The 15,031-nt window shown below is 52.4% G+C and carries 13 protein-coding genes; 3 read left to right on the forward strand and 10 right to left on the reverse strand.

The window, feature by feature from the left end:
• Window positions 1-352 precede the first annotated feature (352 nt).
• The 10 genes from ABE504_RS16930 to ABE504_RS16975 all read right to left on the reverse strand — a co-directional run bounded on the left by ABE504_RS16930 (window position 353) and on the right by ABE504_RS16975 (window position 11,678).
• Window positions 353-1,189 carry a hypothetical protein gene (locus ABE504_RS16930; protein WP_430090841.1) on the reverse strand — a complete coding sequence of 279 codons (837 nt, stop codon included), beginning with the start codon at window positions 1,187-1,189 and terminating at the stop codon, window positions 353-355.
• 63 nt (window positions 1,190-1,252) lie between these two features.
• Window positions 1,253-2,797: an extracellular solute-binding protein gene (locus ABE504_RS16935; RefSeq protein WP_430090842.1), complete on the reverse strand. Its 1,545-nt coding sequence runs from the start codon at window positions 2,795-2,797 to the stop codon at window positions 1,253-1,255.
• 119 nt (window positions 2,798-2,916) lie between these two features.
• Complete coding sequence (locus ABE504_RS16940) at window positions 2,917-3,837, reverse strand: carbohydrate ABC transporter permease (RefSeq protein WP_430090843.1); 921 nt, start codon at window positions 3,835-3,837, stop codon at window positions 2,917-2,919.
• A 24-nt stretch (window positions 3,838-3,861) separates the two neighbouring features.
• Window positions 3,862-4,803 carry an ABC transporter permease gene (locus ABE504_RS16945; RefSeq protein ID WP_430091370.1) on the reverse strand — a complete coding sequence of 314 codons (942 nt, stop codon included), beginning with the start codon at window positions 4,801-4,803 and terminating at the stop codon, window positions 3,862-3,864.
• Window positions 4,804-5,048: 245 nt separating this feature from the next.
• Window positions 5,049-6,647 carry a response regulator gene (locus ABE504_RS16950; protein ID WP_430090845.1) on the reverse strand — a complete coding sequence of 533 codons (1,599 nt, stop codon included), beginning with the start codon at window positions 6,645-6,647 and terminating at the stop codon, window positions 5,049-5,051.
• A 22-nt stretch (window positions 6,648-6,669) separates the two neighbouring features.
• On the reverse strand, window positions 6,670-8,058 hold the full coding sequence (locus ABE504_RS16955; protein ID WP_430090847.1) for a glycoside hydrolase family 10 protein: 1,389 nt from the start codon (window positions 8,056-8,058) through the stop codon (window positions 6,670-6,672).
• A 137-nt stretch (window positions 8,059-8,195) separates the two neighbouring features.
• Window positions 8,196-8,510, reverse strand: coding sequence for a DMT family transporter (locus ABE504_RS16960; protein ID WP_430090849.1), 315 nt, complete (start codon window positions 8,508-8,510; stop codon window positions 8,196-8,198).
• Window positions 8,510-8,851, reverse strand: a complete 342-nt coding sequence (locus ABE504_RS16965; RefSeq protein ID WP_430090851.1) for a DMT family transporter — start codon at window positions 8,849-8,851, stop codon at window positions 8,510-8,512. The genes ABE504_RS16960 and ABE504_RS16965 overlap by 1 nt, the downstream gene beginning before the upstream one ends.
• Window positions 8,852-8,871: 20 nt before the next feature.
• Entirely contained in the window at window positions 8,872-9,450 is a 579-nt protein-coding gene (locus ABE504_RS16970; RefSeq protein WP_430090852.1) for a TetR/AcrR family transcriptional regulator, read from the reverse strand.
• A 188-nt stretch (window positions 9,451-9,638) separates the two neighbouring features.
• A complete protein-coding gene (locus ABE504_RS16975; RefSeq protein ID WP_430090854.1) occupies window positions 9,639-11,678 on the reverse strand; it encodes a Na+/H+ antiporter in 2,040 nt (679 codons plus the stop codon).
• 174 nt (window positions 11,679-11,852) lie between these two features.
• Between ABE504_RS16975 and ABE504_RS16980 the strand changes: the two genes are divergently transcribed.
• The 3 genes from ABE504_RS16980 (at window position 11,853) to ABE504_RS16990 (ending at window position 15,028) form a co-directional block, all read left to right on the forward strand.
• On the forward strand, window positions 11,853-13,088 hold the full coding sequence (locus tag ABE504_RS16980) for a hypothetical protein (RefSeq protein WP_430090856.1): 1,236 nt from the start codon (window positions 11,853-11,855) through the stop codon (window positions 13,086-13,088).
• Window positions 13,089-13,148: 60 nt separating this feature from the next.
• Window positions 13,149-13,622, forward strand: a complete 474-nt coding sequence (locus ABE504_RS16985; RefSeq protein WP_430090858.1) for a MarR family transcriptional regulator — start codon at window positions 13,149-13,151, stop codon at window positions 13,620-13,622.
• A gap of 158 nt (window positions 13,623-13,780) precedes the next feature.
• Window positions 13,781-15,028: an MFS transporter gene (locus ABE504_RS16990; protein ID WP_430090860.1), complete on the forward strand. Its 1,248-nt coding sequence runs from the start codon at window positions 13,781-13,783 to the stop codon at window positions 15,026-15,028.
• The last annotated feature ends 3 nt before the right edge of the window (window positions 15,029-15,031 follow it).

The following is a 15,031-nucleotide window of genomic DNA, read 5'->3' on the forward strand; positions in this document are numbered from 1 at the left end:
AGAAAAAACCGGTTCCTTCCCCAATGGGATGGAACCGGTTTTTTTTCTGTCAAACTTCACGTTTACCCCAAACCTGTAAGATCGGTTTAACCTATTTTGATGAGCCGCACGAATTTCAATAAGCACTCGTGGAGATCTTATTGCGCCGCCGAGCAGCGAATTTTGGGGAATAAGCACCCGCGAAGTGCTTATTACTGCCGAATTGACCCACTGCGCCGTGTTTTACGTGCAATAAGCACTCTTGGAGGGCTTATCGAACTGCTGAACGCAGAAATTCGAATAATAAGCACTCTCGAAGTGCATATTGCTCTCGTGCTAGCCACATTTCAGTCCCCGCATCCATGCCACTACGCTACGGCAGCGCGATCCACTGATACGGCGTTCTCGCCGCCCTCTCGCCTGCCTCCAAAATCGAGGCAATGGCAATCGTTTCCGCTGGCGGAACCGGCGATACGCCCGACTCGAAGAACGCGACCAACTGCTCGATAAACGCGCCGAAAAAGTTCGACTCGATCTTCACGTATTTCGAGGCGCCGTTCGCATAGCTGAGCGCCATGCTGAACGGGCTTTCCCAGCCGTACAGGTTGATCGTGGCTTGCCGGCCGTCGCTGAAGCCGATCAGGAGCGACGGCGCCCCTGCCGTGCCCGTCCACATTACCTGCTTCGCCTCCGTGCCCATTAACGCGACGATCGGCTCCACCTGGTGGATCGCGTAGTTCTCGAACTTGCCTGGGCCGAGACTGCAAATCGCCTCGATCCCTTGTCGCTCCACCGGCGCATACTCCGCTGCAAAGCGCAGTGCCGACGTCGAATACATCGGCGTGCCGTGCATGTCGGCCAGCTCCAGCATCCGGAGAGCGGCTGCCCGATCCGGTGCGAATGTTTTATCAATGTACGTCGGCTTGCCAGACTGCAGTGCAAGCCGGGACAGCTCCTCGTGATACTGCGCATGATCCGGCGACAACACCACCAAGTAGTCGCTCTGCTCTACGACCTGCTCAATCGCATCCAGCAGGGCAATCCCCTTTTTCGCGCACCACTCGCGATTGCTCAATTTCCCTTCGACATCCGCCATGCCATAGGCATAAGCGACGCCCATGCGTCCCTCCGACGCTTGCTCGATCCACGCTGGATATTTCTCCGCATGCCATTCATCCAGGAAATAATCAATGAAACCGATCTTTTTCATGTCTGCTCCACTCCCTCTGAGAATTTAAAACCCCCACGGCATCGCCGCAGGGGCCAGTTCAACTTACTTCTTGTTCGCTGCGTACCACTCATTGGCCGCTTTCGTCATTTCGTCGCCGCCTTCGGATTTCCATTGCGCAACGAATTTATCGTAGTTCTCCAGCGGCTCCGAGCCGGTGATGAACTTCAAGAACGTGTCTTCCATCAGCTTTTGCAGCTTCAGATTATATTTGCCAATCGCCTCAAGCGGCGGTGCAAAAGACAGCGGATCGATCACAATGTTGCCTTTAGCCGCTTCCTGGTTTTTCGTGAATGCATCGGTCAAAATCGGATCTTTGCGAACGCGGGCTTGCCAGTAGATCGGATAGTTCTTCTCGTCCACACCGGTCAAGAAGGAAGATGCATTATTGTATTCGTCATTGAACTTCGGCAGAATCGGGAAGTAATTGCCGTTTTCGAATTTGTGATGAACACCCTCTTTTCCGATGGCCGCTTCCTTGAAAATATCTTTATCCAGTTTGAGATCCAGATATTTAATAATGTCTTCCTTGTTGTCTGCCCATTTCGGAATGCCCACGTAGAAGGAGATGCCGGCGGTGCCCATGACTTGAACTTTGCCATCATCCCCTTTCAAGTAAGGAAACGCCGCGATTTTCGCGTTAGGCGTATTTTTCAGCAGAGCGTTTTGAACGGTTGGCGCATTGAAATACCCATTAGATATAATCGCCGCTTTACCGCTTGTAAAGTTTTCAATCACTTTGTTTGACTGATTCAGCGACCATTCCTGATCGATCAGCTTCTCGGTGTACAGCTTCTTCATGAACTCCAAATACTTCTTCATATTTGGATTTTCCACGGCATTAACCAGCTTGCCGTTCACATCCTGCCAGCCGGTTGTCGCTGTGCCCTGCACCATCGTGATGCCGAATGTCGGCAAAATTTCCGGGACAAGCGGGCTTTTCCCGCCGGAGAGACCGATGACGTTTTTCTTTTCCTTAAGCGTTTTGAGCACCGTGTACAGCTCATCGCGCGTTGTCGGTGCTTTGAGTCCCAGTTCATCCATCCAGTCTTGGCGAACAATCAACGAGGTGTTGACGATGGAACCAGAACCCGTTTGCGGGATGCCGTAAATTTTGCCGTTCAGTTTGGCGCCATTCCATGATGTCTGCGAAATCACGTTTTTCATATTCGTGCCATATTTGTTGACGAGCTCGTCAATCGGCTCAAGTGCGCCGGAAGCGGCTAGTTTGGAATATTGTGTGGAGCTGAGCAGCATGAACGAATATTTTTCCTTGTTCGCCATGAGCAGGTTCAACTTGTCGTCCGGGTTCTCGACCGGCAGCATATCGTAGGTCACTTTGTAGCCGGTTTTCTCATTCAGAAACTTCGCCACCACCTCGGCATTCGGATCAAAACGCCCATACTGCAGCAGCGCCTTGAATTCCGGCTTTGGTTTGTTCGGATCGACAGATGCTGTAGGGGCAGCCGACGTGCTTGGCGCTGCAGATGTGTCAGGCGTCGAACCGGAGCTGGAAGTGGAGCTGCCGCAAGCCGAGATTGTCGCAGCCAAGGATGTAATCGTTAATAGCGTTAACATTTTTTTGACCATGGATGAGCCTCCCTTTTTTCCCTTGTGTGAATGTGAATCTGTTTCCGTATAGAACCGCGATTATGTCAGCCGTTGTTGATCTTGCTCACCACCACCTCTCAAGAATACTTGCAGCCGCATCAGCCCTTAACCGAGCCGACCAGCACGCCTTTCACGAAGTATTTTTGCAAAAACGGGTACACCACGATGATCGGAATGGTCGCCAAAATGATCGAAGCCGCTTGAATCGACTGCGGAGATACATTCAGAGATGCATCGACATTCGTGCGCATGAACGTATCGGTCGACGTCACGAACAACTCTTTCAAATACAGCTGCAGCGGCTTCAAATCCGCCGAATTGATGTAGATGAGCGAAGTGAAATAGTCGTTCCAGAACGTCACGGCATAAAACAGCCCAATCGTAGCGAGCACGGGCATGGAGAGCGGCAGCATGATGCGGAACAGAATCGTCAGATTGCTGGCACCGTCCATTTTCGCCGATTCTTCCAAGCTTTCGGGCAGACTTTCAAAGTAGTTTTTGACAATCAGCATGTTGTAGACATTGATCAGAAATGGCAGAATCAGCACCGGCATCGTATTAATCAAATGCAGCTTGTGCATGAGCAGATAAGTCGGGATCAAGCCTCCGCTGAACAGCATCGTGAACAGATATACCAGGATAAAAAACTTCCGCCCCCGCAGCCTAGGCTTGGATAGCGGATACGCTGCCAATGTCGTCATGGCGAGTGCCAACAGAGAACCGACGACCGTCACGGTGACGGAGACGAAGAACGCGTGCAGAAACAGATCGTTGCTGGCCACATACTTGTATGTCCCGAATTGCATATCGATCGGAAACACCGTCACCATGCCGGAGACGACCGCCGCCTCACTGCTGAGCGACTTGGCGATCAGATTAATAAACGGAAAAATCGTCGACAACCCAAGCCCAATAAAAATCAGATGATTGATAATCGTGAATATTCTTTCGCCGGTCGAGACCCGGATTGCGCGGGATCTTCTTACTCCCGACGAATGAACGCCCTGTGAATCACGCATAGATGCCCCTCCTAACCGCTCTACTTACCACAGCCCCCGGCCGAAAAACTTTCGAGCCAGCCCATTGCCCGTCAATATCAAGATGAACGCGACTACCGACTCAAAAACGCCGACCGCCGTCGAGAAGCTGTAATCCTGCTCACCAAGCCCGATCCGGTACACATACGTACCGATGACGTCGGCGACGTTATACACGCTGGGGTTGTACATGACAAGAATTTGTTCGGTACCCGCCTCCAGCACATAGCCTAAGCGAAGGATGAACATGAGCAGAATGATGGGAATGAGGCCTGGCAGCGTAATATGTACAATTTGCTTCCATTTATTCGCGCCATCGATTTTGGCCGCTTCGTACAATCCGGGATCGATGTTGGCGAGTGCAGCCAGATAAATGATTGTATTCCAACCGGTCTCCTTCCAGCCTGCCGTGGAAATCAGCACGGATCGGAAAATGCTGCTGTCGAGGAAAAAGCGGATTGGCTCGCCGCCGAGTGCGACGATGATTTTATTGACGATGCCTCCATTGGTCGAGAGCAGATCGATGAACAACCCGCTGACGATAACCCAGGAGAGAAAGTGAGGCAGGTACACGACCGTCTGCACGCTGCGCTTGAACGCGACATTTTTCAATTCGTTCAACAGAATCGCGATGATGATCGGCAGCGGGAACAGGAACATGATTTTATACACGGAGATAAACAAGGTGTTCTGAAAAACTTGCAGGAAGCTGTCCGACGAAAAGAGCTTGTCGAAATGCTTCATCCCAACCCACGGGCTGGCCGCCATTCCGTCAAAAATGTTAAAATCCTTGAACGCAATAATGATGCCGTACATCGGCGTGTACTTGAACAGCAGCAGAAAGGCGATGCCGGGAATGAGTGCCAGGTACAAATCCCAATCTTTCCTGACATCGATCCAGAGCTGCTTCACATATGTCTTTCGAACATTTTTACCGGGGGTGGGGATCGGTTGTTCCAATGGTGTCGTTTCTCTCAAGGTGCCTCCTCCTTCGTACTATGTTTCTGAAATTAGTGTATCATCCGGCGTTTTTTTGCGAATTAGAGGAATATTACTTGTTTTGGTACTTTGATAACTTCTCGGGATAAAACGAAAGTTTGCAGCTTCGGGATTACCTTCCCAGCATGCAAAAAAAGCCCAGCTGCGGATAGCCGGACTTTCTTAAGATTGCCACAAGGCTTATTTGACTGAACCTAATTCCGTACCTCCCCCGGCGTCACGCCCCAATATTTGCGGAACACCCGCGTAAAATAGCTGACGTCCCGATACCCGACACAGGCCGCCGCATCCGTTACCCGCGATCCCTCCTGCAAAATCGCTTTGGCGCGCTCCATCTTTCGCTCCAGCACGTAAGTGGAAAACGCTTTGCCGGTCTCTTGTTTGAACAACCGGCTCAGATAGGACGAATTGACATACAGCCGATCCGCCACCGCGTGCAGCGTCATCTCTTGATCGATCTCGGCGTCGACGAGCGTTAGAATGGTTTTGATCATCCCGTGACTCGTCGATTTCCGCCGTTCGCCAGCATACGTCAGGTAGGCTCTGGTCAAGCGCTGCAGCCAGCTGTAAATTTGCTCTTTGGACACCAGCTCGGTATGGTTAAAAAAGATCACATAATCGTCGCCCGCCACCTCGCGCACCGGCCACCCTTGCTTCTGAATGAGGCCAATCATCAGGGAGACCCAATACAAAATATGCTCGCGAATGTCCTCCACCGTATCCGCCAGCCCCGTTCCCGTGTCCCACATCGCTTTCAGCGTCTCCTCCGCCTTCTCGCGATCACCGGTTTCCAACGCGATTTCCAGCGCTTTCTCGTGGTTCGGCTGGAGCGTCAACGTCGGCGCGCTGCCCTGCTCCTCCCGATACGGAATCGCCAAATCGTGCCCGAGCACGATCCGGTTCTGAAGCGCCCGCTCAGCTTGCACATACAGCTTGTTTATCTCCGCCAGGCCGCCGGTCATGCCGCTGATGCCCGCGCTTGCGGTCAGCTTGAGGCAGCTTTTGACCGTGAACAGCAGCTTCTCCGTCAAAGCATGGACCCGCTGCAAACCGATGTGCGCATCCGCTTCACCCGCTAGCTGGTAAATGACAACCGTGCTGCCCGTATCCGGGGTCGCCACCCAGCAAGGAACACCAACAAGCGCTTCCCGGACAATACTGCTCAGCGAGAACTGCAGCAGCGACATATCACTGGCACGGAACCGCGTCTCCTCCTCCGGGATCGGGTCCATATCCACGACAGCCACAACGTAGATCGCATCGACTGTCATCTCCAGCTGCAAATCGCGGCCCTTCTGTTCAATTTCCCAAAGCTCGAACCGACCGTTCAGCCAGCCCTGCAAAAATTCATTGACCAGCTGCGGCAAATGCTGCTTCCATTTCATCCGCAGCTCGCCTTCGTTATGCCGCTGCTCCAGTTCGCTGTGCACGCGCGCCGCCGCATCCAGCACGGCATCCAATATTTCCGCGTCACCGGCTGGCTTCAGCAAATATTTCATGACGCCAAGCGCCAGCGCCTCCTGGGCATATCGAAAATCATCGTGCCCGCTCAAAATAATCATTTTCAGCAGCGGATCGGACGCCCTCAGATGTTTGGCCAGCGTCAGGCCGTCCATTTCCGGCATTTGCAGATCCAGCAGCAGAATCTCCGGCTTTTTCAGGTCGATGAGACGAAGCGCTTCCGTCCCGCTGCCTGCTTGACCGACCACCTCAATGCCGTGCTGCTCCCAGGGAATATTGTTCGCAATCGCGTTGCGCAGACGCACCTCATCCTCGACGATCAATAAATTCATGCTGCCACTCCTCCGCTTCGCGTTACATCCGTAATTTCATTCGCGCATATTGCAAAAGCTGATGCATACGCTCGGTGCTGCTCCTTAATTGGCTGAAAACCACCGAATGAATGGCCTCCCTCTCCGATTGCTCCTGAAGATAGGCAGTTAGATCAGCCACACGGGCTTCCAGCTCTGTGACGGCCACAGGCTCCGATTCGCTCTTCAGCCCGCTCAACAGGACGTCGAGCTGCCGGCTCATTTCCAGTGCTGTGCCTGCATGGACCCACTGACGCGGTACGTAAATCTCCTCTATCTTTAGTTTTACATCCAGAACGATCGCTTGTACAGCCTGAAGCGGAAACAGACCGGTCGAAATGGCCGGCGTTCGCCAAGGCCCTTGGCGCAAAGCCCGAATCGCCTCATCCGTCGCCTGCCCGAGGGCGAACATCACCGTTCCCTCGCTCCGTTCGCGCGCAGCCAGCACCTGCTCAATCGTCTCCGGGACGTCCAGCCCGACATACATCGGATAAATGCCGCTATACACCAGATTGCTTGGAGGCAGAAGCTTGCGGTACAGCTCAACCGTTTCGCGCACGCGATCCGAGCGGTCATGATACGCCTGTGGAATGACAATATCGACATGCTGCGACCAATTCGCGATGAGATCCGACTCAATGCCCGGCTCCGGCGCAGCGGAGATGACGAGCTCCTGCCGAAGACGCTTCACTTCTTCATACAGCTTGGCAATCAAATCGTCTTCCCTTCGCGCGATCCAAGCCATCCACAACTGCCATAGGGGCTCATCTTCATTCGGGACAATCTCCAGCGGATCAGTCCCGTATTCCCGCTCAAAAGCGCTGCGTGCCGCATTGCTGTAACAATAGCGATCTTCGGGAGCGTCAGCGAACGGCAGACGCATAAAATCCAGATTAATCCCCGCAATCCGGTAATTCGTCGCCATCTCCCGGATCACCGAGAGGAAATGATCGCTCACATCGCTGTTCGTCACATCCAGCCAAAAAAATCCCGTCTCCGGCTGTGGCTGCGGCGTCGCCGATCCGGCCTGTTTGCGCGTATGCGCCGCCCATTCCGGATACACGCGCAGGACGGGGCCTCCCGCCGGATCGACGCCCACCATGAACCCGTCCAGCCAGGCATGCACGGCGATGCCGCGTCTCCCTGCCTCCGCTACGAACGCTTCCAGCGGGTCCCACCCGTGGAATGCGGGATGCTGAGGCTCAAAGCCCCGAGCGGCCTGGACGGCACTGGGGTAGATCGTGTACCCCCAGAACCAGGTCTCGAGGTACAGCTCGTTGGCCCCCATCGCTTGAACGCGATCCAGCGTGCGGCTGACTTCCTCCCGGTTCTTCTCCACCGGACGATACCAGATTCCGCGGGCTTCCGCGACCCAGCTCTCTTGTTCAGACATCCTCAGATTCCCCCTATTTAACCGAGTAGTCCTGAACATATCACATGCGAACAGCTGCGCCCAGAGGAGAACGATGACTATCGTCAGGAGAATGATGACTGAAATCAAAAAAACCGCAGAAGCTGCGGTTTTCATCTTTAAGCAATTAATTTTAAACCAACAGCCGCCCCCAGCACCATCGCCATGAACATCAGCCGCTTCCAGTCGCGGGATTCACCGTAGAACAGCATTCCGGCCAACGCGCCGCCGACCGTACCGATCCCGGTCCAGATCGCGTAGGACGTGCCCATGGGCAAGCTTTTCATAGCCTGGCTCAGCAACCCGAAGCTCATCACAATCCCGACGATAAAGATGGCGAACGATCGCCAATTTTTCGATTTATTAATCTGGTTCATGCCGACGACGCCGACCACCTCGAACATCCCGGCAAACATCAGAAATACCCAGCCCATTACGCAGCAGCTCCTTTCGGGCTCTTCTCTTTCGACAACACTTTCAAACCGAACACACCGGACAGGAGGAGCGCAATCAGCAGCATTTTCAGCAAAGAAAACGGCTCGCCGAACACCAGCATCTCCACCAGAACGGTCCCTGCGGTACCTAGTCCCGTGAATACCGCGTACACCGTGCCCACCGGGAGCCTGGTCGACGCGCTGATGACGAGGTGGAACGACACGTACATCGCAATGACTGTTCCGACCCACGTTAGCGTGCTGTCCGCGTGCTTCAGCCCGCTCACCCACGCAACTTCAAAAAAAGCGCCAATAAAAATAAACATCCAATTCCGATTCATGATGTAGGCCTCCTGCTGTTTTACTGCCTAATGCCCCGCCAATAGACGAGCCATGAGGCTTCCAATCTTTTTTTCGCACGCTCGGACCCGCCGAACAGCAACTCGACAAACAAACCGTCTAGCACGGAGAGGAATGCGGCTGCCGCCGTTTCACTGCTGATCCCGGCATGAATGCTGCCGCACGCTTTCGCTTGATCCAATACCGTCACAAGCAGCTCCTCGACCGTATCCAAGTAACGATAGCCTTCTTTAACGATCTCTTCATACAAGTGAGTCGGCGGAAAATAGGCCGTGCGCAGGTAAAACTTGGTATTATCGTTATTTTCATAGCAAGCCTGGTACTCACTTAAAAAACCGTACAGCAAAGCCTCAATCGAACTCGCCTTGTGGCGGTCCATATAACTCGTCACAAAGCCAAGCTCTTTGGCTATCGCATCATGCAGCAGCACCAGAAACAACTCGTCTTTCCCTTTAAAATGCGTATAGATCGACTGCTTCTTGATGCCGACCTCCTCGGCAATATCCGCGAGCGAAGCACCTTCATAGCCATGGTTGGCAAAATATTTAAGAGCAACGTCTTTAATCCGGGTTGCTGTCATGTTCATCATCCTTCCGAACGGTCGTCAGGTAGAGTGTATCACAATGCGAGAAATCAGGCAACTACTCCTCACTTCATTTTTCCGCTTCATTCGCAGCCTTATCCTGCGCGTTTTGATGCCCACCATGCAGAAAACCGCGATTCGTCGCGGTTTTCTCTTCAATGGCATTATATAGCGATATCAATTGATCAACCCAATTCATCCTGCTCATACATCGACGCCTCGCGATCTCGAATGATGCGGCGCAGTTCGGAGGCTTGTCCGCGGTCGATTTTGCCCTGCTCGTACAAATTCTGCACCTCGTAGCGCTCGGCTTGAACCGCCAGCCAATGCAGCTCCTTGCGCGTCTCATCATACGCCGGCTCTTTGATTTTGCGTTGAATGGAAGTCTTTTTTATTCTGTTCACAACCTGCTGATAGTGTGCAACGACCCATTCGGTGGGATCGTTCATTTTGTCTTTCGTACAGAGCGGCCCCATTTGCTCAATGACGGCTTGTCCGCATTCAAGCTTCAACCCTCTGATCGCGTTGACGTCCTGTTCCGTGAACGCCAGACGCCAGGAATTCGCAGATCCTGTCAATACTTCCTTTAGTCGCCCTTTCATCCGTTTGAACAACATCACCCACAGATGAAGACGGTTCGCCAGAATTAATTCGAGCTGATCCAGCATCTTGTTATAGAACTCGGCATGCTTTTCCGTGATAGCCCCTTTCTCAAGACGCTCTTTGACGTAGTTTCGCTCAATCGCCAGCGCCTCAATGCGAACGGCCAGTTCTTCCTGATTTATTTTGCCCGTGTGCTTGAACGGTACTCCCTTAATCTCAAGCTGCTGAATCATGCGCTGATACTCGCCAATGACTGAGGCGACAGCCGCTTCATTCTCTTCGTTCGTCTCCTGCTGAAGCTCGCGAATCGCAGCCCTCATCACTTTAATTTGCCATTCCTGCTCCGCTTTCGCCTTCTCTGCACTGCCCTCCGGCACGCGCTTTTTCGCGATCAACGGCAGTACGATGCTGGCGGTTAGCAGCGACAACAGAATGACGCATGCGGCGAGAAAAATAATCAGATCCCGCTGCGGGAACAACTCCCCGCTTTGCAGAAACAATGGGATCGAGAAAGCACCCGCCAAGGTAACTGCGCCGCGGACGCCGGAAATCGTCGTCATGGCGAGCACCTTGAAGTCCGCATCTTCCTTCTTGGATGCGCCGAAGATTCGCCAGCCTCGCGTAAAGAGCAGCGTCCAGACGAAGCGAAGCACGAGCAGCAGCGCGAAGATCACAACGGCATAGCCCAAGACCACGACATTGTTAAATCCGGGATCTTCAAAAATCACAGACGTCACATCTGGAATTTGCGTCCCCAAGATGACAAAGACGAGTCCGTTCAAAATAAACAAAATGACCGACCATGTATTCGTCGACACCGACTTCAGCTTCGGCATGTCGCGTTCCAGCCGCTCGCTCTCGATCGCATGCACGATGCCGCCTGCCACGGCGGCCAAGATGCCCGAGACACCGATTTCTTCGGCGATCAGGTACAGCAAGAACGGTGTAAGCAATTGCAGCAGCATATGCATCGTTTCGTCCTCCAGCCCAGCGCGGCGCAGAAGTTGACGAATGCCGATGATGATAAAAGCGAGCAGCGCCCCGACGAGCAAGCCGCCGATGGCAATGACAAGGAAGCTGAGCGCCGCCTTGTGCAGCGAGAACACGCCGGTCACCGCCGCGGCGATGGCGAATTTGAACGCGACCAGACCCGACGCGTCGTTCATCAGCGCTTCGCCTTCCAAGAGGCGCATTAGGCTTTTCGGCAGATGAATCCGGCCGGCCAGCGCACTCACGGCAACGGCGTCGGTTGGCGATAAAATCGCCGCAAGCCCAAACGCCGCGGGCAGCGTAATCGCGGGGATCATCCAATGAATCGTGTAGCCGACCACGAACACCGTTGCGAACACGAGCCCGACGGCCAACACCAGAATCGGCGCACGAAGCCGCCACAGCTCCTCCCGCGGTGTATGCTTCCCGTCGTTATACAGCAGCGGGGCGATGAATAGGATAAAGAACAATTCCGGCTCAAGCGGCAAATGAATTCCCATAGGAATCACAGTAACGCAGGCGCCTAGCACGATCTGAATGAGAGGTACCGGCACGAACGGCACGAAGCGATAAATGACGTTCGAGACGCCGATCACCACCAACAGAACTAGGACGATAATAAATACTTCCAACTTGGCTTTCCCCCAATACACCAGCTACAGTGCGAATATTTTGTTAGATTTTCCATCATTTCAACCACGCATTCCTATTTTCCTGCTTATTTGAAGCTTCTTCACAACTTCTTCCGGGTTTGCTCGTCAAAGATAAGGAACGTTTTTACAATCCATGAAAAAGGAGTAAGCGCTATGTGGAAAAAGGTTGTACTGCTTGCCCTGACCGCCGCGAGTATTCAGCTCACGCTGCTGGCCTCGGATGGCCGGGCCTACGAATATGCCGATACGCCAACTGAGCCGGCTGACGGTGTGTTTATTCCGAAACAGCTGACGCTGCTCGAGAATACCCCGTACTACGCCATTCCCAACGCCCTACTTAATAAACCCCAAGGCTCTTTCGCTCCCCAGAATGTCGAGGTCATCGAAGCGGAAGTTCACTGGGCTACGACCGGCAACTGGTGGAAAATCCATACGGACATTGGCGAGCGCTGGATCAAAACCGCTCCCTGGCAAATTGAAGTGCCGCCGCCGTCTACCATTCAATTAATGGAGGAAACCCCGTTATACGGCAAAGCTTCCGAGGCAGGCGGACCAACGGCCGCTTTATCCCCGCAGGAAGTGACGATCGTAGATGCGGAGAAAAATTGGTTCCGGCAAACCGAGGATAGCTACAACCCCCAGCACTGGATCAAGATTCACACGACATGGCTCGGCGATCAATGGATTCACTTGCGGCTAAGCCAAATTGGCCGCTTGCAGCCGCTGGATCGCAACGTCTATTACCAAGGCGTGTTCTATAACGATTCGCCGAATGTCGATTATATCACACTCAATTACGACGGGTACTTGTCCCAACTATTCGTACATCAGACAGCGCAATTCCGCTCCGTACTGATCAATATGTACCAATTTGAAACAGACAATGGGCCGAAATGGTCGTTTGCAGCCGGCATGCCGATCGAGGCGGACAATCAGCTGCTTAAACGTTCAGCGCCGAGTCCGTTATTTACGGAGCCCGATGCAGACACCGAAATCTCCGCTGTGCTTCCCGCGGGAGAGCTTCAAGTGATCGAGAAAACCTCCAATGAGGTTGGCATCGGTGAGAAAGAAGAATGGTTCCATGTCCAAAACGGGCAAACCCAAGGCTGGTTCAGTCCCACGTATGCCGAACCTGAAAATACGGTAGATGATACAGCTTCCATCCAATTGAATGGGCCTTCCACGAGCATCTATCGTTTTCCAAATACGCGCCTGCCGCTGAATAACGGTCAAGTCGGCCCGCAGATGATCCACCCTCTTGGCGCATGGACGGCGCCGAACGGTACACGCTGGTACAAAATCGATTCCTTTGTCGGCCAAGGTTGGATTCAGCTGTTGCCTTATAATAACGACAGTATCGTGCCAAAGGGCCCTCAGGTAGACAAATAGCGTTTTGAGACGTAAAGTTAGTAGGATAAGGTTCGTGCACCAACGGCGGGGGGACAGACCATGAACAAGGAAGATCAAGTCATTATGCATTTCAGGGACTTATTTAACAAGATGGTTTGGCTCAATAAGTCGAAGATGGAAGAAAGTCTGAAGGGGCATACGCCCTCTGAAGTGCATTGCATCGAATACATTGAAAAACATGCAGATTCCAATGTGACCAAACTTGCGGAAGCTTTTTATATGACGAGAAGCGCCATCAGTAAAATAACGAAGAAGCTCATTGACAAAGGCTTGATCGAAAGCTACCAGAAGCCGGATAATCTAAAGGAAATCTATTATCGGCTTACAGCGCAAGGGAAAGTCATTTTCAATATCCATGAGGAATTGCACAGTGAATTTCGAGAACGGGATAAAACCGTGTTTGAGCAGGTAACCGATGAACAATTTGATCTTATGCTTACCTTCATGGAAACATATAGCCGGCATTTGGATGCAGAAATCAAGAAACAGGATGCAGATATGCAGTCTGAATAACTTCGAAGTATAGAATGAAACGAAAGGCAGCCAAGTTCTATGAAAGAACAGGCTGCCTTTTTTGTCTCCCTTATTTTGTTGACCAGGAAACAAAATGATGATACGATGATTATGTTTCCTAGGAATCAAAATTATCATCTTACGTGGGGAGATTATACGTGTTCAAATCTAAATCACACATAGGACAAACCACCGAACAAACCATAGATAAAAAGGCTTTACTATTCGGCCTGATGTCTGTGTTTCTATGCGGAATAGGCTTCAGCATCATCGCGCCTGTCGTCCCATTCTTAGTGCAGCCTTATATAAGCAATCCGGGAGACCAAGCTATTATGGTCACCCTGTTGACTTCTGTTTATGCCTTCTGCGTGTTTTTTGCGGCCCCCGTTCTTGGCGCTTTAAGCGACAGATATGGCCGTCGTCCCCTGCTGTTAATCTGCCTATTGGGTTCCGCAATCGGGTACTTCGTTTTTGGACTTGGCGGAGCGCTGTGGGTCCTATTTGTCGGACGGATCATTGAAGGGATAACAGGCGGGAGCATCAGCACGATCTTCGCATATTTTGCAGACATCATTCCGCCGCATCAGCGAACCAAATACTTTGGATGGGTAATTGCAGTGGTCGGCGCAGGCACCGTCATTGGCCCAACGCTGGGCGGACTGCTTGCCAAGTTTGGTTATGCGGCCCCCATGTACTTTGGCGCAATTATCACGTTAGTGAATGTTGTTTTTGGCCTCTTCTATATGCCGGAAAGCCTTAGCAGGCAGGCTCGATTGAAAAAAATTACCTCTGGAAGACTGAATCCATTTACCCAGCTGGCCAACTTACTTTCCATGAAAAACCTGAACAGGCTGTTGATCTCCGCATTCTTGCTCTGGATTCCCAACGGGTCGTTGCAGGCCGTTTTCTCTCAATTTACCTTGGATACTTTCAGCTGGAAGCCTGCGCTTATCGGTCTTATGTTTTCAATTATGGGCGTCCAGGACATCCTTTCACAAGGCTTCATCATGCCCAAGCTTTTGCTAAAATGGAGCGATAAGCAGATCGCCATTCTTGGCATGACTTCTGAGATGATCGGCTACAGTCTTATTGCGCTGTCCGCTCTACTCTCCTTCTATCCGCTGTTTATCGTCGGCATGTTTATATTCGGCTTTGGCGATTCGATCTTTGGACCTTCCTTCAATGGTATGCTCTCCAAATCTGTCGACGCCAGTGAACAAGGACGGATTCAAGGAGGCAGCCAATCGATCCAGGCTTTAGCCAGAATGATCGGGCCCATCATTGGCGGGCAAATCTACGTATCCCTTGGTCGTGCTGCACCCGCGATGATGGGAATGATCCTTATAGCAGCGGCAATCACCGTGCTGTACAGAGGTGCGCATGTAAAAATGCAGACCACTAATTAATGT

The organism is Paenibacillus oryzisoli (assembly GCF_050467285.1).
GTDB lineage: Bacteria > Bacillota > Bacilli > Paenibacillales > NBRC-103111 > Paenibacillus_E > Paenibacillus_E oryzisoli_A.

Excerpts from the sequence above, each read along its gene's own strand:
- ABE504_RS16930 (WP_430090841.1), bottom strand. The coding sequence starts at position 1,189 with ATGAAAAAGATCGGTTTCATTGATTATTTCCTGGATGAATGGCATGCG.
- ABE504_RS16935 (WP_430090842.1), bottom strand. The coding sequence starts at position 2,797 with ATGGTCAAAAAAATGTTAACGCTATTAACGATTACATCCTTGGCTGCG.
- ABE504_RS16940 (WP_430090843.1), bottom strand. The coding sequence starts at position 3,837 with ATGCGTGATTCACAGGGCGTTCATTCGTCGGGAGTAAGAAGATCCCGC.
- ABE504_RS16950 (WP_430090845.1), bottom strand. The coding sequence starts at position 6,647 with ATGAATTTATTGATCGTCGAGGATGAGGTGCGTCTGCGCAACGCGATT.
- ABE504_RS16955 (WP_430090847.1), bottom strand. The coding sequence starts at position 8,058 with ATGTCTGAACAAGAGAGCTGGGTCGCGGAAGCCCGCGGAATCTGGTAT.
- ABE504_RS16960 (WP_430090849.1), bottom strand. The coding sequence starts at position 8,510 with ATGGGCTGGGTATTTCTGATGTTTGCCGGGATGTTCGAGGTGGTCGGC.
- ABE504_RS16965 (WP_430090851.1), bottom strand. The coding sequence starts at position 8,851 with ATGAATCGGAATTGGATGTTTATTTTTATTGGCGCTTTTTTTGAAGTT.
- ABE504_RS16970 (WP_430090852.1), bottom strand. The coding sequence starts at position 9,450 with ATGACAGCAACCCGGATTAAAGACGTTGCTCTTAAATATTTTGCCAAC.
- ABE504_RS16980 (WP_430090856.1), top strand. The coding sequence starts at position 11,853 with ATGTGGAAAAAGGTTGTACTGCTTGCCCTGACCGCCGCGAGTATTCAG.
- ABE504_RS16985 (WP_430090858.1), top strand. The coding sequence starts at position 13,149 with ATGAACAAGGAAGATCAAGTCATTATGCATTTCAGGGACTTATTTAAC.